This is a genomic window from Nostoc mirabile CHAB5784 (assembly GCF_020829645.1).
Taxonomy (GTDB): Bacteria; Cyanobacteriota; Cyanobacteriia; order Cyanobacteriales; family Nostocaceae; genus Nostoc; species Nostoc mirabile.
This window is the reverse complement of the sequence record NZ_JAIVFS010000038.1, coordinates 55,299-77,889: the sequence shown is the minus strand read 5'-3', so window position 1 is coordinate 77,889 and position 22,591 is coordinate 55,299. Positions and strand designations below refer to the sequence as shown.

Sequence of the window (22,591 nt, the reverse complement as noted above, 5' to 3'; positions counted from 1 at the left end):
GTTGTTCCTTATCTTGTAGAACATCAAAAACTCTTTGGATTAGTCAAAACCAGGCGTAAGCGTCATCGAGAGATTGACGCTTACACTCAACAAATTTGGGCAAAATCTTCTTAAGTTGACACCAATGGGCAATGCCGTGCCCCTACGTTGTGTATATGGGTGAAAAGAAAAATCATCGATTAAAACTGTACGTGGTTCTATTTCTACAGTTATTCGTAGCTATAAAGGTGTTGTCACCAAACGCATTAATATAATTTGGCAGACCAAAGGGCAATCAATTTGGCAACGCAATTTTTATGAACACATTGGAAGAGAGCAAAAATCTATAGATAATATCCGAGAATATATTTTAAATAATCCCCAGCGTTGGGCAGATGATCCAGAAAACCCGCAAGATAATTTTGATGATCAAGATTTCCTGTTTGATATCCCTTTTTGATTTAAAACCCTGTGTTATGTCATAAATATCAATTCGCGTTGGCATGCAACACCTGGTAAGGGCACAACATTGTTGTGCCCCTACAATGACTGTTAACGCAATTAATAAAAAAATCGAGGTACGCCTCAGAAACGCCAGTTCCTTTCAGCAAGCTTGAGGCTGGGAACTCGGAACTTCGTGCCTTGAACTGCAACAACCGAGTTCTAAGGATCAATGATGGTGAATCAAATGTATTGGAAATGGGGCTTTAGACTATTAATTGTATTCTTGGGGCTGTGGCTACTCCTGGATTTGGGTTCCCGCGTGGGAGCAGAGATTTTTTGGTTTCAGGAAGTCGGCTATCTCCAAGTATTTCTGTTGAGGCTAGTGACTCGTGGTGTTTTGTGGGTAGTGGTGGCTGGGGTAACTGCTGCCTATCTAGTGCTAAATCTGGCTCTAGCACAACGGCTAAAATATTCCCAGTCTTTGAAAATTGAGGAAGTCAGGCGTGAGGAAGCAGAACTCACCAGTGAATTAACAAATTTTCTCAGTCCTCATTATCTAAGACGCAACGAAACCCGGATACTTGCGCCGCAACGCTTTAAAAAAATGAGATTGCGCGGGTTATTACCCCTAACTCTAGTACTAAGTTTGTTGATTGGGTTAATGCTGGCTCACTATGGTCAAATTGCTGTTTCTTACTGGCATTCTCCAGTTCATCAGGGTATTTTACCCATTCCCGCCCTATTCCGACCAGAGACAATCTGGCAACTATTGAGGCAGATTGTCTCTCATGTTTGGTATCTCGGTTTAATTGGGGGAGTAGCGATCGCAATTTTAATTTATCCCCAATTTTTACTAACCGCGATCGCAATTCTCTCCAGTCCCATTTTTGCCTTCATCCTATTCCGACATTGGCCAAAGGTGTTGCAATATTTCCACTCCACCCTTTTCAACAGCACTGAGCCTTTATTTGGTAAAGATATCAGCTTTTACGTATTTTCCTTACCCTTTTGGGAACTGCTAGAACTCTGGCTGATGGGATTATGTTTGTATGGCTTCGTCGCCGTTACCCTCACTTATCTACTGTCGGCTGACAGTTTGAGTCAGGGGATTTTCCCTGGTTTTTCGCCCCAGCAGCAGCGTCATTTATACGGTATGGGTGGCTTGTTGATGCTGGTAGTAGCTCTGAGTTATTGGCAAAGTCGCTATGAACTCGTGTATTCTAGCCGTGGAGTAAGTTATGGGGCCAGTTATACGGATGTGACAGCCCAGTTGCCAGCTTACACCGTCTTGTGCATCTTGGCAGTAGCGATCGCCTTTTACCTACTTTGGCGAACATTTTTCTGGAAACGCAAATCTCAGTATCGTCCCTTGGTATTTTACGGGTTAGGGGTTTATTTAGTAATAGTTGTAGCAACTGATGTTGTTCTACCTACGGTAGTGCAATATTTAATTGTTCAACCTAATGAGTTGCAACGAGAGCAACCCTACATTCAGCGGACTATCGCCTTGACTCGCCAAGCATTCGATCTAGAAGCGATCGATGCCAGAACCTTTAACCCCCAAGGAACACTGACTGAAGCTGATATTCAAAAGAATGACTCGACAATTCGCAATATTCGCCTTTGGGATGAGCGGCCACTATTAGAAACCAACCGTCAACTGCAACAAATTCGGCCCTACTATCGGTTCCCCGATGCCGATATTGACCGCTACACTCTCAAAACAGATGTAACTTCACGCCGACCATCTGCTCCCCAAAAGCCACCAGAACCTAAGCAGGAACCAGCTGAGTCAGCAGAACGGCGGCAGGTACTGATTGCCGCACGAGAATTAGACTATAATGCTGTACCACAGGAAGCTCAAACATGGGTTAACCGTCATTTAATTTATACACACGGTTTCGGGTTTACTGTTAGCCCAGTTAATACAGTTGGGTCGGGTGGGCTACCAGAATATTTTGTCAAAGATATTAGCGGTAATAGTAGCGCCCTCACAACTTCCAATGAAGCCATTCGTGACAGTATTCCCATTGGGCAACCCCGAATTTATTATGGTGAGATTACTAATACTTATGTGATGACTGGCACAAGAGTTAGAGAGCTAGACTACCCCAGTGGTAGAGACAATGTTTACAACTCTTATAATGGTCTGGGTGGCGTTGAAATCGGTTCAGCATGGCGACGCTGGCTATTTGCCATCTATTTGAAGGATTGGCAGATGCTGCTGACACGGGACTTTTTGCCTGAGACAAAGGTGTTGTTCCGGCGAAATGTGAAGCAACGTATTCAAGCGATCGCACCCTTTCTCAAATTTGACAGCGACCCTTATTTAGTAGCTGCTGCTGCTAATCAAGATTTACCAAGCAATCCCAGTTATCTTTACTGGATTGTTGATGCCTACACGACGAGCGATCGCTATCCCTACTCAGACACTGGTAGCGATGGTATCAATTACATTCGTAACTCGATCAAGGTAGTGATTGATGCCTATCACGGTACTGTTAACTTTTATATTGCTGATCCAAGCGATCCGATCATTGCCACTTGGTCAGCGATATTTCCCAACATGTTTAAACCGCTCAGTACAATGCCAGTCAATCTCCGCAGTCATACGCGGTATCCGGTGGACTTCTTCAAAATTCAATCTGAGCGGTTGATGACCTACCACATGACCGATCCCCAGGTATTTTACAATCGGGAAGACCAGTGGCAAATCCCCAACGAAATCTATGGCAGTGAACCCCGTCCAGTAGAGCCGTATTATTTGATTACTAGTTTACCCACCGTACCTTTTGTTGGCGCAGCCTCTCGTAGAGAAGAGTTTATTCTGCTTCTGCCCTATACTCCCAAACAACGGACTAATTTAATTGCTTGGTTAGCGGCGCGATCGGATGGCAAAAACTACGGTAGGCTGGTACTATATGTCTTTCCTAAAGAACGCCTGGTTTACGGCCCAGAGCAAATCGAAGCGCGGATCAACCAAGACCCAGTAATTTCTCAGCAAATTTCCCTGTGGAATCGCCAGGGGTCGAGAGCTATTCAAGGCAATCTATTAGTCATTCCCATTGAGCAATCACTGCTGTATGTCGAACCAATCTATTTAGAAGCCACACAGAATAGCTTGCCAACTTTGGTGCGGGTAGTCGTGGCTTACGAAAACCGGATTGTCATGGCACAAACCTTAGAACAAGCATTGCAGGCAATTTTTAAACCAGAGATTACGCCAGCCCCGGCAATTATCCGTCCCTTTGAAGAAGCAGCCGCACCAGGTTAAAATAATTCGTAATTCGTAATGACGCTCCTGCGTCGCTAACGCTGCGCTAACGTAATTCGTAATTCGTATAAACTTAAGGTTGCCACATACTCACCCGAAAGGGAGTTTTTGCAAGATATCTATTAACAAAATTTATTGCAACAGACATAGTTCACTAGTTCAATATAATGTAATAGACACTAAAAGTTAATGGACATGGCACAAAGTAACCAACTAGAGATTCGCCACATCAGTCCTGAAGTGAGGCAGTTGATTAAAATGTACGCCCATGTTAATAACTGTACGCAGTCTGAGATGTTGGAACGCATTATTTTGGAGTGGGATTCCCAACAAAGCGAGAGCGAACGACCGCCAGGAGATGAAGATGAATAGCTTTCTTGGAGAATCTTTAGTCAGCCTCTAGCGATAGACTTTGATGAATTTGGCTCTTTAGTTGTAGAAAAACTTTCTAGAGATTGGGTCTTGTTTGAGGGACTGAATAAAATCCCTCAAAGTCATCATGCTGCCTGTTAAAGTGAATTTAGGAGTGCCATTTTGAGCAACGATTCTCACTTCACCATCTTGGATCTGAATCTTATTTTTAATACTATTCCATAGAGTCTCGAAGCTCTGATCATCGTTGCAACCATTGGCTTCAAGGAATCTTTGGCGGACTTCTGTTTTTAGTGCTAGTGCTTCTGCTGCTTGAGTCCGCGCCTCGAAGTGCTTAATTACATCTTCGTAAGCACTCTCCCTGAAAGTTTTGTTTTCAGCTTGAACTTGCTCTAATTGAGTTTTTATGGCTTGCAGTTGGGACGCTAAAGCGGCTGATTTATGATATTCGAGTTTTAAGGCTTGCTTTGCATTGGCTAACAAAGTTTTATAATCTAGCTGATCTTGATTTTTTTCGGATTGCATTTTTATCTCTTGATCAACAGATTTTCGGTGATCAACTCTCGTCAGTTATATGATAAAAACTGGCGAGAGCTTAGTAAATATTCTGTGTGTTATCTGAGTATTAGTTAGTTCACCAATAATGGTGATTCAGAGCTAGGATTCTCCTGGATACTACTCAAACTAGAACTAATGTGGGAGCGGATAGCTCGTTCATAAACCCCAGTCTGCTGAGTGCGTACCCCTACAGCTTGATATATTAAGTTAACATCTGGGAATTCAGACCAATACATTAAAAAAATGTCTTTAGCTGGAGTAATAATTTCATAATTATTCTCTTGTCTTTTCTTTCTAAGTTTACAATTATTTAGTTGCAATTTTTGTCTGAATAGTTTTTCAAATTCTGGAATTAAATCTGAAGTATTTTTCATGGTTTATACACGTTAAAACGTGTTAATTATGCAAAGACTATCTGGTGATATTACTAAGTATGACACTTCAGACACCTCTTACTATATAGTGTATCAGTTATCGGGTATTTGAGAAGAGGATTCAGACGCAGGGTAACTCGTTGGCTCAGGCTCTCGTAGAAAATAGGCTGTGCGATCGCCTCGACCTGTTGATCAGGATTTTACCTAGCACAACTCTGCTATTTATTTACTTATACTGACTAACAGTTTCGCGTAGACCTATATTCCTAGGTCGAAGCAAGCTACGCATAGCGTCTGGTAGAGAAGCGCCTTGCCGTAAGGCATCGCTGTTTCAGTGTAGCTAGTTAGCAGAGACACCCTATATAATCACATAGCTAAATCATATTCTCTTTAGAGCCTTGCGGGGCAATCAGTATCTACAGGCTACAGCCTGGGCCTTCAAGACCCTCTGCAAAGCTAATTAATTCCAAGTAATCTGGATTTTCCAGCAGCTTTTTGGCTGCTAGCAATCCGGCAATGCTCCAAGTTTGATAAATTCTGGCTTCTTTGCCAATCAAACGACCATTGTTGCCATCGTAGTATTCCGGGAATTTATCCTTAAATAAACGCCTTTCGGCAATGGCTACAGCTGCTTGGGCAAGTTCTGTTCGACCTGCTTTCATTGCCGCAGCAGTAAATAACCACAGTAAAACGGGCCAGTTACCGCCGTTGTGATAAGACCAAGCCCTGTTCTTAGAATCACATCCTGTAACAATTCTCCACTCTAAACCATCCATTGCTGGAAAGCAGATTTTAACAGGCATATAGCCGATTAAGTCTTGCCAACGTTGGGCAAATAAATTCATAATGCTTTGAGATTCTTTAACGCTTGCTAAGGAAGCTAAGATTGCCATCAGATTTCCCAGAGCAAAAAAGCGAAAATCTATCCGTCCCGGGCCAAGATTTCCCGCTAAATATCCTCCAGTTTCGGGCAACCACTCGGTCAACCAACTGGGGATTGATTCTGAGTTGATGTTGAATTTATTAACAATTTCTTTACCAAATTCGTTATCCTTGTAACGATAAATTTCCCCCAATCGCTTCAGGTCTAGCCAGTAATAGTTGCGGATATGATATTTCAAAGATCCCAATCGCCTATTGACTTTGCCAAGGTAGGTATCGCCATCCCCATCTGGTAAAAGCAATTCACTAGCAGCCCTGAGGGATGCATAGAATAACACCTGAATTTCTAGAGGATGTTCGTAGACTCCCATGCGACGGTCAATCATAAACGCGCCATCGGGAACTAACATTGTCGGGTACATGGAAAAGCGATGTACCAAGCAAAGATCCAAAATTAACTTGATTCCTGCTTGAAAATCTGGCTGACGCGCTAGAGTCAAATCGCCTGTAGCTTTTTCATAGGCGCGTAGCAAGAGAATCCACCACATACAAGAATCAATTGGGGGAACGCGAGCGATCGCCTGCTCACCAAAATCAGCGACCAAAAATTCCTCATTCCCATTAGAATGTACTTTGAAACTTGCAGGCATTAATCCCGCTCCTGGTTCAAAGCAGTCTATCTGCTTTTCATGACTTTGTAATTTCAGTGTTTCTACTAAGAAGTTATGCACAATCTCTGCTTTGCCGTGCATGAGAAACACCAATGCAGAAGGGACAAAATCGCGGAGGAAGCACTGGTCATAATTGAGTGCATCTGACTCCCGATCGTGGGCGGCTACAGTACCAATGGGTTTTCCCTGGTAATAAATTATCGACTCTTCCAACAATTCCCAGGCTTCTGCTTCGAGCAGACTGTTCTTATCGATCGCGCTAGTCATGGGCGTTTAATTCCACTAATGGTATGTATCGGCTCAATTGTGGAAAGTACGCAAGCCTTACCTCAACGAAGGGGCAGGGGGCAGGGGGAAGGGGGCAGGGGGCAGGGGGCAGGGGGAAATGACCTCATCAGTAACTGCTGTGGAGCAGAGCAGAACATGGGTCTGAGTCTCCCGCAACAACCAAGCGTGGTTATCGTACCATACGGGAAGCTAACGCAACAGGCAGGGTGTTCACGTAGCTCTGCATTGCCCGTAGCTCTACCGTTGGCGCAACCTCTCCAAGAGTTGGGTCGGAAGTGTCGCCCCTTGCTCCCTGCTCCCTTGCCTCTTTCTCAAGCTGACCAACTTTCTCGGAAGTCAGCATATAGAGTCAATCCACCATCTATGAATAGGGTTTGTCCAGTGATGTAGGCGGCTTCATCCGAAGCTAAAAAAGCTACTGCGGCTGCCATCTCCTCACAGGTGCCAGCACGCCCCATTGGGATGTGACTTTCCACGATCGCCTTTTTTTCAGGATCATCTATCCAGGCTTGATTTATTGGCGTGACTGTTGCTCCGGGGGCAATGGCGTTGACACGAATACGTTGCTTGGCATATTCCAATGCTAAAGTTTTGGTCAGGTTTTCCATACCACCTTTGCTAATGGAATAACTGATATACATCGGTCGCGGAATAATTTCGTGAACGCTGGAAATATTAATAATCACCCCCGGACGATTAACAGACAGGAGGTGTTTAATAGTTTCACGGGCGCAGAGATAAGCACCCCGGAGATTGACTGCAATTACCCGGTCAAAGTCTGCTGTGGTAACTTCGTGGGATGGACTTTCTGTTTGAATGCCAGCATTGTTAACTAGAATATCTAAACTGCCAAATTCCTTTACTACGGTGTTGACCATCTCAACAATGTCTGATTCTTGGGAGACATCTCCCTGAACCGATAGCGACTTCACACCACAATTATCGATATTTCCGCAGGCTTTTTGCAATGCCATCTCTTCCGTGTCTGCCGCAGCTTCGGGGTATGAGCGGTAATTGATGGCGATGTTGCACCCTTCTTGAGCGAGTCTGATAGCGATCGCCTGACCGATACCTGAAGTTGCACCTGTAATTAAAGCATTCTTTCCTTTTAACCCTATCATATTTCCTGCCTAAGCTGCCCTTACTTGAATTTGCACTAGTCAAAAAATTTTGGATTTTAGATTATTCTTTAGCACATCTAAATTTGCTGTTGTCAACCCCCAATAGAGGTAATTTAAAAAGATAAAGGTTCTCGTTTGCATGAAGTACATTTCATCCCCAACTCCTCTCCTTGCCAAGGAGCTACGGTGTAAACACAAGTTATACGATTACCCAAAAGTCCTCTAAAACCTCACCCTGTCAAGAAAGGACATCCCTCTCCTTACTAAGGCTACCGTGTACACACAAGTCGAATTTCTTCTTAAATCCCAAAGATTACCTACTTAATCGGGCGTTGCTGAATCAAGGGATGATTCTTGTAGGGTGGGCGTCTCGCCCGCCCTGAAATACAAGGGACGGGCAAGATGCCCATCCCACAAAACTAGCAAAATCATCCCGCAAATATGCAACGCCCTTAATCGCAGTGATGGTTAGGGTGGGGTAAAACTAAAGCTAAAACCTTAGTAAATCAGGTTTGGGGTGAGGTTTTGAGAGTTTATGCAATAAATATATTGAATTCGGGTGGTCGTTTATTGAATTCGGGTGGTCGTTTATTGAATTCGGGTGGTCATTTATTGAATTCGGGTGGTCATTTATTGAATTCGGGTGGTCGTTTATTGAATTCGGGTGGTCGTTTATTGAATTCGGGTGGTCATTTATTGAATTCGGGTGGTCGTTTATTGATTTCGGGTGGTCATTTATTGAATTGGAGGTATCGTTGATTGAATTCAAGCAGTGGTTAGGGTGGGGTAAAACCCAGATTCAAAGAACAACTTCAGACTTGTGTGTACACCGTAGCCTTACTAAGGAGAGGGACAGGTTTTGCTTGTGCAAAACCTTTCTTGAGGTATCTTAGGGGCAATGGTATTAGTCTCTAGCGCAAATTCGCTGGCACTTTTTCAGGAACTACCCAATAGTAAATAGTTTTGCCCTCTACATTCAGCGTCTGATCTGGTTTCCAGTCGCCCATATCGAAGGCATGGGAGACAATGCGAGTACCAGGTTTGAGTTCACTCAATAGCTTGGGACGAAGTTTGAGGTTGATTTCAGGCAGCAAGTAAAGTGTAACTACTGTTGCTTTACTAAAATCAGTGTTGAACAAGTCTTGCTGCACAAACCGCACGCGATCGGTTACTCCTGCCTTCTGGGCATTTTCATTAGCTTCTTTGACGCGTTGGGGGTCAATATCTATTCCAAAACCCTGCGTACCAAACTTTTGTGCCGCAGTATTAACAATTCTGCCATCACCGCTACCAAGGTCGTAAAGTAAATCATTCTTACCTACTTTTGCCACTTTCAACATTGCATCTACCACTGGCTGTGGTGTAGGTACATAGGGAACATCGCCGGGGCGTTCTTGTGGTTGAGTTGTGGGAGTTGTCGCAGCTGGTATTTCGGTTTCGGTCTGACCCGTCAAAGTAGAAGGTTGTGTCCCGGCTTCCAAATCTTGTTGTTGCGGTGTACACCCAGCAATTCCCAAGCTGGTAATACTAACCCCTGTAACCAGTAAAAACAGAATTTTTTTGAAGTTCATCAATTTTCTCCTTGATTCAGTAGCTTGTGGTTAATAGTTAGTAAAACAACTGATAGTCATGGAATTTTGAATTGCTTATAGTGTGAAGCTTAGGTTGCAAAATCCAAAATCCAAAATCCAAAATCCAAAATTGTATTAAGTCCTACCTTGGCGATAGTTATTCCAGAACAACAGGGGGATACCTGCTGCGACAACTAAAACACCTGCAACTGCTCCCACACCTGTATAAACCAAGCTGGAATAAAGCAAGTAAGCGCAAACGGCACAAAAGAGTAATGGTGTGAAAGGATAAAATGGCACACGGAATGGGCGCACTATGTGGGGTTCGCGGATTCGCAATACTAGTAGTGATATCCCGGAAAGCAAGAAGAAGAACCAAAATATCGGGGCGGTGTAATCCACCATTGTTTCAAAGCCTTTGCGGGTGAGCGTGCCTAAAAAAACCAGTGCTAAGGCGATCGCACCTTGCAACAATAAGGCATGGGTAGGACTACTAGAACGTTGTTGCCAGTGTCCCATAAAACCAAATAGCGAAAAATCTTGTCCCAGTGCGAAATTAGTCCGCGCTCCGGTAAAAATTGTGGCGTTGGTTGCTCCCAAAGTAGCGATCGCAATCAATACACTGATAAACAAGGCTCCTGGTGCGCCCCAAAGAGAGCGCATTAAATCTGCGGCTACTGCTTCTGACTGGGCCATGTTTGCTAATCCCAGTCCCCGCAGGTAAGCCAAATTGATTAGTAAGTAAATAGCAGTGATGATGCCAATACTCCACATTAGCGATCGCACTATATTACGTCGTCCATCTTGAATTTCTGCCGAGATGTAAGCCGCTTCATTCCAACCGCCGTAAGAGAGCAACACAAACACCATCGCCAGTCCCCAGGTTCCTGATGATGCAGATTCCACAGGTGCGGCAGAATTAGGAATGGCGGTAAGCCCAAGAATTACTACCAGTAATAAACCCAGAACTTTCGCAGCACTGAGCAAGTTTTGTGTCCACTTACCCTGCTGCAAACCGATGATGTTCAAAGCAGTTAAAAGTGCGATCGCTATGGCTGCATAGATAGAAGACGAAAACGTTCCTAGCCGCCATATCTGAGAAACATAATCGCCAAAAACAAATGCTAACAGAGCAATGGAACCAGTTTGAATCACTGTCATCCGCGCCCAGGCAAATAAAAAGGCGACTCTTTGCCCGAATGCACGTTTCAAATAATAGTAAGCACCACCAACGTCGGGATAGACTGTCGCCAACTCTGCATAGCACAGCGCTCCTACCAGAGATACCACACCACCAATTAACCAAAAAAGCAGTACATCAATATCACTACCTGCTTGATTTGCCACTAAAGCCGGGGTTTCAAAAATCCCCGCCCCGATGACAATACCGACAATCAGAGCCACTGCGTCTGGTAATCTTAGCGATGGCTTAGGTGCTGCCACTTCTGTTGTTGCTGACTGCTGAAGCAAACTGTAGTCTTTACGTCTACTCACATTACTTCCTTATTAGTGTTGAGTGGGGACTCGCCGCTTTGTTTCATCTTTTTTGCACTGTTTTACCTATATCTCTATGGTTCAAAACAAATGTGACTCAAAAATGACAATCATCAGTGATATGCCTGCAAACGGGAATATCCATCTCGCCACATTCAGAGCAATCTCTCTACAGCGATCGCTTCAATTTCTCGTGTTAGACAATATCTATGCTTTTCAAAACAATGGCAACTCAATGTGAAACAAGGAACTATGTCCCAGTTCGCTGTTAAGGCCCAAATGCCCCCATCTACCTCCGATTTTTTTCAGAAGTATTTACATTGTTAGCTTGTCTTAATTCTGGTAATAGGCTAAAAAATCTGACTTAATAAAACGTCTTCCGTGAGTGGGATTTTATAGTCACCTAGAGAATGATTGACTAATAGTAGATAATCGTGCTTATTTTATCAAATAGTTAGAGATAGCGATCGCTTAAGTAAGTCGGTGGAAAAAAACAGAACTATATTACGAAAAGTAAATACACCTGAAACCCTTACCAATGACAAAGGACAAATGACAAATGACAGCCTTCTCCTGTCGGAGACGCTACGCGAACACCAGTTAGCTTTATTTGCGCCGACTTACTTAAAACTTCAGATTAAGTAAGGGCGCACATCTGTGCGCCCTTACGCAATAAATAACAAAAATCTCTTTTTCCCATTACTCCTTTAGTATCTGCTACTGGGAAAAAGTAAAATATCTATCAATTCGCCAATCACCAAACCTAATATTGCTATGACTGTTAAAATCCAAAATGAATCTAGCTTGTTGAAGCCAGAAAAGCGCATTTCCAAATCAGCTAAAAGCGTAGTTGCTAAGGGTGTGAGAAAAAGCCTTAATAATAGCGACCAAGTTGCTACAAAAGCAATTGATATACTTAAAAATAATATAACAGCTAAAATTTTAGACCCAAATTCAACTAAACGCTCTAACCAAGAAATACTTTTCCGCACTACAGCTATAACCATAGCAGCGACAAAAGCTCCTACTAACCAAATAATATGATGAGCAGCAAGATACCATCCCAGGAGAGTGTAAGCCAGCCATAGTAATACTAAAGGCATCAAAGGAATCCTGTTAAAAAATTCCACATTCATACTGCCAAAGCTTATAAAAATACCAAGTTAATATCTTAATTGTAGTCAAATATTCTTACCACTTAAACATTTAAATATATCAACCTTACTCAGGATATTCCTCTATCTACAGGGCAAATTTAAGAATATACTCTTTCGTTGTGACACTAATATATAGGTCTACTTAATTTTTCGATTTGGAAATCTGAGCCTTAGACGCTTATAAGGTCTATAGCAACAACAGCTTGCTAAATCGTAAATTTTATACTTAGTAATCTAATTTAAGTTTATTTAATGCGATCGCTTGTAGCTACAAGTTCGGAAAATAGGCTTATCCAGCGATAATCATATATTTTTCATACGTATGCCTATTGATATTTAAGTTATATTTTAAACATAATTTTATAACTTAAGGGCAAAAGTATTAGATTTTAAAATACTAGTACAGCAGGCGCAGAAATAAACATACCATTTCAAATGGCGCAAGAAGCTCGGAATACAATTATGCGTGAATGCGTGACTTACGCCTTGCGGTACTAGTGATGTATAAGTAAATTGATTTTAATTCTCAGCTATTTGCCATGAAATTTAATCATGAGGTAGTTATAATTCAGCGTGTACAACTTTGATAACTGTCCACAATAGTGTTGCATGTCTCAAGCTCATGGTAATATTATTTTACTGTTAGGAGATATTATTTTATACATCAAGTTGCAAACATGCTGGAACAGCTAGTTAGGTGCGCTACCTCCAAAAAAAAATTATTCAACCCACCAAAGAAATCCACAAAAGCACCAACGTGCAAAGCACATAGCTTTTGAAATTCTGCTTATATAAGGTAATAAATAGCTCACAAAGTCCTCTTATAGGAATGATTAGAGCTAGCTAAGAAGGTATAAAACCCTCTTAAAACGGTAAAAAATTAGACAAGAGTAAATACAAAAATTTTGACGTTAAGTCAGTTGTTTTTCGTATATGTAAAAATATCGAAAAGCCAAATTTGTCTTGTCAATCAGACATTAATATTGTGTGTTTTATTTAGATATTGATTTCTCTTTGTGGTTAATTACCTATATAAAAGCCCTATTTCATTGTTGAAAACTTAAGCTACCTCGATCAAATGAGGCAAACACTTAAATTTAACAAATGATTTAGGACTGCTAGATCAATCTTGATTTAGTAACTACTCGATTATTACCAACATCAGCAACAGTAACAGGAAAAACATGAATATCATTGTTCGTTTGTTTGGCGCGATCGCTCTCCAAATATCTGCGATCGCTACGATGTCTACTATGGCAATGGCTGATGACAAGCCCCTACGTGTCTATACCCAGGAGACTCCTGCTGCTTCTCAACGGAAAACAACGCAGAGGATTTGCTCTTTAGATCCCATTGAGGATTTATTACCTCCAATACAAACAAAGGCAAGTAATTCTTTGCTTTCTTACCTTGCTGAACAAGGTTTTATACAGAATCAAGAGGGTTCTTGGGTCTGTTATGCAAACGATCCTAAAAAAGACGGGCGTTATTTTACCCTATTTAAGGTTAAAGAAGTTGATGGCAAGCTCATAGCAAGTTCTTTCCTAGATGAGGGCAGTCTAATTCAGGGACAGGAAAATCGTAGTTTGGACTTCTTTATGATGCTGATTAAGCGTCATCTCAATACTAGTCCAGAGAATCGTCAAGGTATACGTAGGTACTTAGAAGCCTTTGTCTCCTTAGTAAAAGAAGGGAAGATCAAACCTACACGTCGTGGGTTTCTTTTTGACCAACCAAACCGGGCATTGGTCTTATATCACACACTCTCATCAGGAAATCTCAAAGGTACCGGAATCACGATCAACATTTCTTTACCTAAGAGTTGAACTGGGGACTGGGGAGTAAAGAGTGAAATGAGTATAGATGGGGGATTCAAACCTCACTCAACTCGTAAATAAATTTTCTCCCAATCCCAATCCTAGAACACCGATTCATTAATAAAACACGAGGCAAATAAACCCTGTTTTAACGTCTTATACAACCAAAAATTCCTTGTTTCAGCCCCAATAAACCCAGTTTTTGGTCATGATTCGGAATACTGAATCGGTGTTCTAACTACGAAGGATAGGAATGCTGTTGGCAGACTCGATGAGTCTGCGGTATTGTTGCGACCCGTTGAATTTTCAAAGCTATTAATATCGACCCCACGGACTGAAAGAAGGACGTGAACAACCAATGAAATTGCTGTCATTTAGTGGAGGTGCATCTTGCCTAAATCAATCGTTCAAAGAATTGCAATGCCGTACCACTTAAGAGCGGGACGCTACGCGAACGTGGAAGCAAGCTACGCGGAGCGTCTCGGAGAGAAAGCCGTTCGGTTTGCGACCATCGTATTCTCATCTGTTGCAGTAGTACTCACTACGTGTCAGTCTGCTTTTGCACAGCTCAATATTGGACGCTATGGTATCCAACAAGGACTGGAGTATGAGTATCTCCAGTACCAAATCAATAACCAGAATCTGAGCCAGATGCGAGTCATTCCTGGATGTGATGTGGGATTTGGGCTGACCTGCAATAAAACTGGATGGGTAATCCAACGATTACTAGATTCAAACGACGGGACTAGCTATCAAGACCTCTTAATACAAGCAGCTGGTGGAGAGGAAAACTTCCAGAATTTCGCTAGCTTTTACGGTAACAATCCTAATCTCTCTGAGGTGCCTTACGCCTCATTTTGGAGAAACCAATCCCCCGCAATCATGGATGGATCTCAATACCTTCTTGGACAACCTGTTGGTCGCAATCCAGTAGAAGGACTCGGACTTGTAACCAAGCAGTTCTACTGGTCACCATACTCAGGAACCAATAACCCGGTCAGTCTCCGTGATGGATTAATAGACTTGAAGTTGTCATACGGACGACTACTCTTTGAGGAAGCCTCAAAAATCCCCAACATTAAGGACGAGATTCAGTCTCTAGGTCTGTCGCCAGAGATGACTAATTTCTATTTAGATAAAATCTCAACAGGCTTGGATGCGTTGAGTTCTGGAAATCCAAACCAACTCCAACAGAGGATTTTTGAAATACTATCCTTTCCATATTCCGAAGATGGTGGGGAACTCGGACGTCCCAATAACGCAATTCCACAGGAATTTAGTCAGATATTGGGAGAAGATATCCCAGGAGATATATTGCTGAGTGATAATCCACTAGCATTGGACGGAGAAGCAATGGGCCTCGATACTTCCCCTGCCTCTGTGGGAGATGTTTTGGTACAAGACAGTCCTGATTCCTTTCCACTCTGGCCAATATTCGGAATTGGGGGTCTTGCTTTAATTCTGCTTCTACTACTGGATGGTGATAGTTCTTCAGCTCAAGCATCTGTTTCTTCAGAAAATCCACCTTTGTCTCTCACCAGCACAGGCGAATGCGATCTGACTCCCAGTGGTAATGGTTCTGATCACACACAGATCATTGAGATTCCATGTAATGTTACTCCTAAAACCCCTACGGAAGTGAAGAAGGTAGTGGAGCCATCAATGATCAAAGCGCTTATATTGCTAATTGTTCTACTATGCATAGTCCGTTACAAACATCGGTCTTTAAAAATCCGTAATTCATAATTCTTACATAAGGGTACAGTAATGCTGATTGGTGTCAACAAAAGCCTAGAAATAGCAAAACTTTCGGCTTGACTCACCCGCCTTGAACTTTAGCTTGAACAGCAAGAAGCCTCTCACTCAGTCCTTTATGACGAGTGATGAGATGAATTGCTGGTGAGTTGACGACAGTTTCCCGACCAATGCCGGAGGCGAGGTCGGGAGACATGGAGGAAACGAACAATTCTATGGTATATTCTTTTATAGCAAACATTGTTTACTCTAATATGTTAAAAGTCGCCAAAGTTCACTTCCTCTCTTATAGCTAAAGTCTACTCAAGTAGACTAAAGATTTTTGGGTATATTTAGTCATCAAGAGATGACTTTGTACTATTAGCAAGGAACTGAAGTTCCTTGCGGGACATGACTTTTACATTAAATTGACACGTATGAGTAATGCTGTGCCCTTACAGTGCAAGTCTATTTGGCGATCGCTTGTAAAAGTATTCAGGACTTACGCAACTGGCAATACTGCGTAGGTTTTACCTAAAAAGTAACTCTAATGTAGGTTGGGTTAATGCATGGGGCCATTTACACGCATTCCAAAAGCCCCATCTTCGGCGAAAACCCTCTACTGAAGAAGCGATGAATTGCTCTGAATACTCACCCAGCAAGAAAGATTCTTCCTCCAAAAATCCCTTTGGCTAGAAATAATAATTATTAATCTGATGCTGCACCAAATCAGATTTTGCCTAAGTCTTTTATCTAGCTGCGCCCTGATTAAGTTGAATTAATAGCCAAGTGAGATAAGTACCGAAAGGGCCCCAGAGAGCATAGGGTAGGAACAGCCAGGAGGCTTTTTGAGAAATTGGCTTAACCAAAAATGTCAAAATATAAACGAGAAGCGTTGCCAAGCCACCAGCAATCATTCCACCTGTTAGGTTGCGAAGTTCTACCACAATGGGACTATAAACGGAGGTTAAGAGGGCGATCGCTGCGTACATAGCCATCAACAACCAAGGACGAGACTGTTTTGAGCTTTTCTCCCACACGATAATTGCTGAGATTGTCAGACAGACCCAAATGAATATCCAGATAAATGGGATAAGGAATTCAAAGGTCAACCAGTCGGGACGCTGCAAGTTCTGAAACCAAGGGTCACGCAGTGATGTCAGCAGGCTACCACCGAAAAATAGTGCTGCTGAAACTGCTGTGATAATCCATCTAGCTTTCACAAAAGTTTCCTGTCATAGTAAGATTACACTTGTAGTCTAGTTCGGGGGTGCGTTAGCGTAGCTTACCGAAGGTATCGCTGCACCTATCTTGAGACTTCCAATTAAAAAAATATCTAATTTTGTAGCAACAATCTTCGTAATACTTGACTGTTTAATCACTATATTTAAGCTTATCTACTAATGATTTTATTAGGATTAAAGCTTTCATATCTGTTATTATATACCAATAAGACAGCCACGGTCGGTAATGCAACGCAACACTTCAAGATGGTACATTACGACTTTCCTATTATTCAGCTTAGTTTTTAGTTTTAATCTGTCTGTAGATAGATGCAATGTTGCGGGCATCATCAATACCACGATGGTGTCTGCCTTTTAATTCTATTCCCAACTTATTGAGAGCCTGTGCCATGCCAAATTTTTTAGACACGCCAAGATATTCTGAAAATTCCTCTTTGATATTTATGTGTTCTGAAATAAAAGGATAAGAGAAATTATGAAACGCGCAATCTTGAATAAATTGCTTCTTGTCGTAATTACCCCAAGAACAAAAAATATGATTGGGAAATGAATAAATCCATTCTTTGAAGCGAGAAATTGCCTTTACAAATTTTGGCGCTTCGTCAACATCTTGCTGCCGAATACTAGTCAATTTGGTGCAAAAACCTGTCAGTTGCGGATGTCTCACAGGTTGAATGAATTGCTGAAACTCGGAATCAATTTCCCAGGTTGCTCGATTGAGCATCACCGCACCAATTTCGATAATTTCCATTTCATGACGGGGAATAGTCCCACTGTCACAGCACGTAGCCTCCAGATCGACTATCAGATAATAGTGGGATATTTTAGTTTTCATATTAGATATTAGTAATAAATTATACTTATATTTAGATACATAGGGAATTTAGACTGATGAAAAAGGTTTAACCCAACGGAGTTGAATAGCGACATTAAGAGCGATGGCAGCCAACGCAAACCACAATACACTTTCTGCCGCCAACACCAAAAAAGGCCAAATTGTGCTGTTAGAATTCCAGCCAAGTTCTATCTGAGTTAATCCTCGCACCAAGCCAAAGGCTAGTACACCACCAGCTTTCAGTTGGGGATTTTTATCTGAGCGGATGATATAGCGGTAGGTGACACCAAATAGGAAACCAGTAAAAATTGCAATTGCACCACTCACCCACAAGTGCCAGTCAAGATCATTTTGCAGACATGCGAGTGTCTGAAAATACTTTGCCAGTACGAAAGTATTCAAAAGAATAGAAAGAGCAAAAGCAAAACACACAGATAAACCCCCAATTATTCCAGCTTTCAGGGATTCTAGGCGTTCTGCCATCAGTTGAGCATCTAAAGTTGAGTTCACTCTATATAGAAATTAGGGATTAGGTATTGGTAAATTTTTCCTTACTCTTCAGTATAATAAATGCTAGAGCAGCTTTGTAATTAATTAAATACTGCCCTTATGTGGGAATTTTGATAATAAACTCGCTTCCCATACCTGATTGAGAATTCACTTCTAATACACCTTTGTGTTTCTCTACAACTATTTGATATGCGATCGACAAGCCAAGTCCAGTGCCTTTCCCAACGGTTTTTGTGGTAAACAACGGCTCAAACAAGCGCTTTTTAAACCGTTCAGGAATACCAATCCCATTGTCAGCAATCCGAATTACAACAAATTGTTCAGAATCTATTTCTGTTGCAATTTGAATCTGAGGAATTAGATTGCTCATTTTGCCTAGCATTATAGCTTCATCAAGGGCATCAATTGCATTTGCCAAAATGTTCATAAATACTTGATTCATCTGCCCAATATAGCAGTTTACCTCTGGTAATACTGCATAACTTTTAATCACCTCAATGCCGGGACGATCGCCATTAGCTTTGAGGCGGTGTTGCAAAATCATTAGTGTACTATCTAGACCTTGGTGCAAATCAGCAGGTATTTTTGTATCACTATCCGAACGAGAGAAGTTGCGGAGTGAATTAGAAAGGTTTTGAATTCGTTCACTTCCTACTTCAAGTGAGTTCAAAATTTTTACCATATCTTCAAGAACGAAATTAAGATCCAAGTCTTTAATAGCAGTGGTAATTTTGGCTGTTGGGTTTGGATACTCTTGTTCATACAGTAGGAGCAATTTGGTTACTCCTGTAATGTATTCTTCTAAGGGTGGAATATTGCTGGAAATAAAGTTGATGGGGTTGTTGATTTCATGCCCAATACCAGCGATTAACTCTCCGAGCGTTGATAGTTTCTCTTGCTGCACTAGTTGGACTTGGGCTTGTTGCAAAGCCTTGGTGCGATCGCTAACTTGTTGTTCCAAAGATTCAGTCAATTGTTTGAGTTGTAAATGTACACGCACTCTAGCAATGACTTCCTCTTGTGCAAACGGTTTAGGGATATAATCTACTGCACCAAGGAAAAATCCCTTCGTTTTATTTTCCGTATCCGCTAAGGCAGTGATGAAAATAATCGGAATGTTTTGGGTAACAGGATTGGCTTTGAGGCGGCGACAAGTTTCAAATCCGTCAATACCGGGCATTTGGACATCCAGCAAAATCAACTCTGGTTGATTGCGTTCGGCTTGAGCGATCGCAGTTTCTCCATCGACTGCAACACGGAAACGAAAACCCTCACTATTGAGCGCTTCACACAGGACAGATAAATTTGTCGGATTATCATCCACAATCAAAATAAATCCGTTATTTGCAGTTTTGCCCATGATGAATTTTAAATTTAAATTTAACTCAAATTAATTGATGTATTCTTGAATAAAAGAATTCAGTAGTTAGGAGTCATAATTCATAATTGAATTAGCATAGCTGGTTAGTAAATAGTACGCCACGGCGGAAATAGAGCAACCATTTGAAATATCTAAAGAGCTTATTCCATAGTACTTTTGGTTTTTGGATTTTGACTTTTGACTTCCGCCTTGCGGTACTAGGATTGAAATACTTTTACAGGTTGTCTTATTTATTCTGACTTCTGAATTCTGACTCCTGAATACTTACAATAAAAGTTTCCAAACGTTTGAGTTGGAAATTACTAGCAAGTTGGACGATCTGCTGGGCAAAAATGCTTAACTGCTGATCAGATGCAGAAAGTTTCTCAGCAAGTTCTAAAACTTTTTGAATATCGCCATCTTGTGTCAGATCGAGTAACTCTTGTAAAACCTCTTTGGCAGGATAAATCATCTCATTTGATTGATCCAAACCACCTGTATAGGTTTTTTTGATTGCGTCTACCTTAACGTCAAAAATCCATTCCAGTTGCAAAAATTGCCGTAGAATTTCCAGCAGCGTTTCAGCTTCTACAGGCTTTGGTAGAAATGCATCTGCACCTACATCAATACTCTTGTGCTGGTCGATTGCAAATACGCTGGCTGACGAAGCGATGACAGCAATCTCTTTAAATGGCCCAGACTGACGCAAACGTTCGATCAACTCAAATCCATTCAATCTAGGCATCACTAGGTCAGTGATAATCATGTCTGGTTTGTAGAGTAGAGCCTGTTCCCATGCTTCCTCACCGTGACTAGCTTCTACAACAGTAAACCCAACAGGCTCTAATAAATTTACAATTACTGATCGGTTTTCCCATTTGTCATCCGCAATCAAAATGGTGCGCCTTTGTCCTTGATAACCAACAATAGTTCCCTGCTCAACCACTCTGGAAACCTTTGCCCAGTCTTTAGATTCTGGCAATTTTGCCTCAAACCAAAAAGTGCTACCTTTGCCTAAGGTACTTTGCACCTGAATTTGACTACCCATCAACAAAACAATTTGTTGGCTAATTGCTAATCCTAAGCCTGTACCTTCAGATTGTAGTTTCTGATTTCCCACTTGCTCAAAAGGCTGAAAGATTTTCTCGGCTTGTTCAGAGATTATACCCGTGCCGGAATCTATTACCTGAAAGCGAATTTTGTAGTCAGTATTTGCATTGGCGTTTGATTCTTTACCAATGACCTGAACTTGGAAGGTGACACTACCTTGATTAGTAAATTTGATCGCATTACTAAGCAAGTTAATCAGTACTTGTCGCAAGCGTTTCTCATCAGCATGAATGCCCGTTGGCAAATCAGGATCAAGTTCAATGTGAAATGCGATCACCTTTTGTTCTGCCCGGATGCGGCAAATTTCAGTCACGCTATCTATAAAAGCAGGCAAGTAGAAATCTACAGGATACAATTCTAATTTTCGGGCTTCTATTTTGGAGAGATCCAGGACATCATTAATTAGGGTTAAAAGATGAGAACCACATTGATAAATGATGCTGATTCCTTTGCGTCCTTTCTCACTTAAAGATTCTGTGCGTTGGAGAATTTGTGTATAGCCCAGAATACCGTTAAGAGGTGTGCGTAGCTCATGACTCATATTGGCGAGAAATTCACTCTTAGCTTGGCTGGAGTTTTGAGTGATTTCCTGTGCAAGGCGTAGTTCTTTTTCGATGCACTTGCGCTCTACAATTTCAGTGGAAAGTGCTCGATTGATAACTTCTAACTGGGCAGGGCTAGGTAGTGTTAGAGCTTGAGGCATGAGATAAAATAACGCAAATGCCGTATATATCGAAATAATGGCAGTTAAAGCTTTTAAACCACCTGCAATCCAATAGTCTGGATGCCAAAGCGTCCAAATATCCATCAAGTGTCCAGTACCGCAGGCAATGATAAAAGCACCAAATAACAAAAAGACTCCATTGAAAGGAACGTCTTTGCGCTTGGAAATAAAGTAAATTAGTAGGAAGGGAATAGAATAATAGGCTAGAGCGATCGTGGCATCAGAAATAATGTGGAGCCAAACTAATCCAGTTTGCCAGAGATAACAATGTCCGTGGGCAACAAAACCGTTAGAGTGGAAAGGATAGTTGAAAAATGTCGGCATGATACTAGGGGTGGCTGGATTTGAAATATATACGCATAACCCTAGTATTCCCAAACTATCAAGTGGGAAAGCGCGATCGCTATTTTTTTACATTCGTCTTTATTAATGCTTGAACTACTAGCCTACCAAGAAAATATGTTGTATCGTTTGCGACGCCGAATAGCCCCCACTTCTCTACGAGACGCTGCGCGAACGACAAGCTACTTCGACTCCTTTCGACTTCGCTACCTCGGCTTTGCTCGGCACAAGTCAAGGCAAGTCGCTCAGTACAAGTCAGTGACCATCGTAGACATCGTCCGCAAAACTTAGAATGTCATTTATAAAAAAATCTGAGCCTGCCCAATCCCTGTATGATAAATATTAGAAACCTTTTGTAATTATTTGAAAAGCGGGACTATGGAGATTTTGACACTAGGTTGGGTATCACTGTTAGTTGTGTTCACTTGGTCAATTGCAATGGTAGTTTGGGGACGTAACGGACTGTAGAGGCATCGTGGAAAGTCCATTTTTGAGTATTTTAACAATAGTAGCCATAGTGCTACTCGTAGTAGTCACTGGTGGTATTGGTTATTTGACCGTGGCAGATTGGCGCGATCGCCGTCGCCGAGATGAAGAAAAACGCAGCAGCCGCAGCGCCACTCCCAAGCGGCGATAATTTTCTCGTGGTTGAAAAATCTTTTTGTAGGGACACGATATTATCGTGTCCCTACACTGTTTTTTCTAGCATTCCCAGGAAATAACTGTTACC

Annotated in this window: 20 protein-coding genes; 7 read left to right on the top strand and 13 right to left on the bottom strand. The window is 41.8% G+C overall.

What is annotated here, in order from left to right; translation table 11 throughout:
* Positions 1-667: 667 nt before the first annotated feature.
* The gene (locus tag LC653_RS23035; RefSeq protein WP_229497052.1) at positions 668-3,697 is read left to right on the top strand and encodes a UPF0182 family protein; all 3,030 of its coding nucleotides are present in this window, start codon (positions 668-670) and stop codon (positions 3,695-3,697) included.
* A gap of 189 nt (positions 3,698-3,886) precedes the next feature.
* Positions 3,887-4,069: a hypothetical protein gene (locus LC653_RS23030; RefSeq protein WP_229497051.1), complete on the top strand. Its 183-nt coding sequence runs from the start codon at positions 3,887-3,889 to the stop codon at positions 4,067-4,069.
* A gap of 57 nt (positions 4,070-4,126) precedes the next feature.
* Here the strand turns inward: LC653_RS23030 and LC653_RS23025 are convergent, their stop codons facing one another.
* The 6 genes from LC653_RS23025 to LC653_RS23000 all read right to left on the bottom strand — a co-directional run bounded on the left by LC653_RS23025 (position 4,127) and on the right by LC653_RS23000 (position 11,028).
* On the bottom strand, positions 4,127-4,594 hold the full coding sequence (locus LC653_RS23025) for a hypothetical protein (protein ID WP_229497050.1): 468 nt from the start codon (positions 4,592-4,594) through the stop codon (positions 4,127-4,129).
* A gap of 104 nt (positions 4,595-4,698) precedes the next feature.
* A complete protein-coding gene (locus LC653_RS23020) occupies positions 4,699-5,001 on the bottom strand; it encodes a hypothetical protein (RefSeq protein ID WP_229497049.1) in 303 nt (100 codons plus the stop codon).
* A gap of 416 nt (positions 5,002-5,417) precedes the next feature.
* Positions 5,418-6,821, bottom strand: a complete 1,404-nt coding sequence (locus tag LC653_RS23015) for a glycoside hydrolase 100 family protein (protein ID WP_229497048.1) — start codon at positions 6,819-6,821, stop codon at positions 5,418-5,420.
* Between the two features lie 332 nt (positions 6,822-7,153).
* Positions 7,154-7,963: an SDR family oxidoreductase gene (locus tag LC653_RS23010; protein ID WP_229497047.1), complete on the bottom strand. Its 810-nt coding sequence runs from the start codon at positions 7,961-7,963 to the stop codon at positions 7,154-7,156.
* Positions 7,964-8,874: 911 nt separating this feature from the next.
* On the bottom strand, positions 8,875-9,534 hold the full coding sequence (locus LC653_RS23005; RefSeq protein ID WP_229497046.1) for a class I SAM-dependent methyltransferase: 660 nt from the start codon (positions 9,532-9,534) through the stop codon (positions 8,875-8,877).
* 135 nt (positions 9,535-9,669) lie between these two features.
* Positions 9,670-11,028, bottom strand: a complete 1,359-nt coding sequence (locus LC653_RS23000) for an APC family permease (protein ID WP_229497045.1) — start codon at positions 11,026-11,028, stop codon at positions 9,670-9,672.
* Between the two features lie 103 nt (positions 11,029-11,131).
* Here LC653_RS23000 and LC653_RS22995 point away from each other — a divergent pair, with 103 nt between their 5' ends.
* Positions 11,132-11,269: a hypothetical protein gene (locus LC653_RS22995; protein WP_229497044.1), complete on the top strand. Its 138-nt coding sequence runs from the start codon at positions 11,132-11,134 to the stop codon at positions 11,267-11,269.
* Between the two features lie 466 nt (positions 11,270-11,735).
* On the opposite strand, the gene LC653_RS22990 is transcribed toward LC653_RS22995, so the two are convergent.
* Complete coding sequence (locus tag LC653_RS22990) at positions 11,736-12,164, bottom strand: hypothetical protein (RefSeq protein ID WP_229497043.1); 429 nt, start codon at positions 12,162-12,164, stop codon at positions 11,736-11,738.
* Between the two features lie 1,205 nt (positions 12,165-13,369).
* On the opposite strand from LC653_RS22990, the gene LC653_RS22985 reads away from it, so the two are divergent.
* The gene (locus LC653_RS22985; RefSeq protein ID WP_229497042.1) at positions 13,370-14,011 is read left to right on the top strand and encodes a hypothetical protein; all 642 of its coding nucleotides are present in this window, start codon (positions 13,370-13,372) and stop codon (positions 14,009-14,011) included.
* A 411-nt stretch (positions 14,012-14,422) separates the two neighbouring features.
* On the top strand, positions 14,423-15,748 hold the full coding sequence (locus LC653_RS22980; protein ID WP_229497041.1) for a hypothetical protein: 1,326 nt from the start codon (positions 14,423-14,425) through the stop codon (positions 15,746-15,748).
* 73 nt (positions 15,749-15,821) lie between these two features.
* Here the strand turns inward: LC653_RS22980 and LC653_RS22975 are convergent, their stop codons facing one another.
* The 6 genes from LC653_RS22975 to LC653_RS22950 all read right to left on the bottom strand — a co-directional run bounded on the left by LC653_RS22975 (position 15,822) and on the right by LC653_RS22950 (position 21,843).
* Positions 15,822-15,998 (bottom strand): hypothetical protein, encoded by a 177-nt coding sequence (locus LC653_RS22975; RefSeq protein ID WP_229497040.1) that lies wholly within the window; start codon positions 15,996-15,998, stop codon positions 15,822-15,824.
* Between the two features lie 487 nt (positions 15,999-16,485).
* Positions 16,486-16,959 (bottom strand): TspO/MBR family protein, encoded by a 474-nt coding sequence (locus LC653_RS22970; protein WP_229497039.1) that lies wholly within the window; start codon positions 16,957-16,959, stop codon positions 16,486-16,488.
* 298 nt (positions 16,960-17,257) lie between these two features.
* Positions 17,258-17,815 carry a 3'-5' exonuclease gene (locus LC653_RS22965; protein WP_229497038.1) on the bottom strand — a complete coding sequence of 186 codons (558 nt, stop codon included), beginning with the start codon at positions 17,813-17,815 and terminating at the stop codon, positions 17,258-17,260.
* A gap of 48 nt (positions 17,816-17,863) precedes the next feature.
* Entirely contained in the window at positions 17,864-18,298 is a 435-nt protein-coding gene (locus LC653_RS22960; RefSeq protein WP_229497053.1) for a hypothetical protein, read from the bottom strand.
* 124 nt (positions 18,299-18,422) lie between these two features.
* Positions 18,423-19,685 (bottom strand): sensor histidine kinase, encoded by a 1,263-nt coding sequence (locus LC653_RS22955; RefSeq protein ID WP_229497037.1) that lies wholly within the window; start codon positions 19,683-19,685, stop codon positions 18,423-18,425.
* A 247-nt stretch (positions 19,686-19,932) separates the two neighbouring features.
* Positions 19,933-21,843 (bottom strand): ATP-binding protein, encoded by a 1,911-nt coding sequence (locus LC653_RS22950; protein ID WP_229497036.1) that lies wholly within the window; start codon positions 21,841-21,843, stop codon positions 19,933-19,935.
* Positions 21,844-22,239: 396 nt separating this feature from the next.
* Between LC653_RS22950 and petN the strand changes: the two genes are divergently transcribed.
* Together petN and LC653_RS22940 are read left to right on the top strand one after the other, a co-directional pair.
* The gene (gene petN, locus LC653_RS22945; protein ID WP_012408302.1) at positions 22,240-22,329 is read left to right on the top strand and encodes a cytochrome b6-f complex subunit PetN; all 90 of its coding nucleotides are present in this window, start codon (positions 22,240-22,242) and stop codon (positions 22,327-22,329) included.
* Between the two features lie 22 nt (positions 22,330-22,351).
* Positions 22,352-22,498, top strand: coding sequence for a hypothetical protein (locus LC653_RS22940; RefSeq protein ID WP_229497054.1), 147 nt, complete (start codon positions 22,352-22,354; stop codon positions 22,496-22,498).
* The last annotated feature ends 93 nt before the right edge of the window (positions 22,499-22,591 follow it).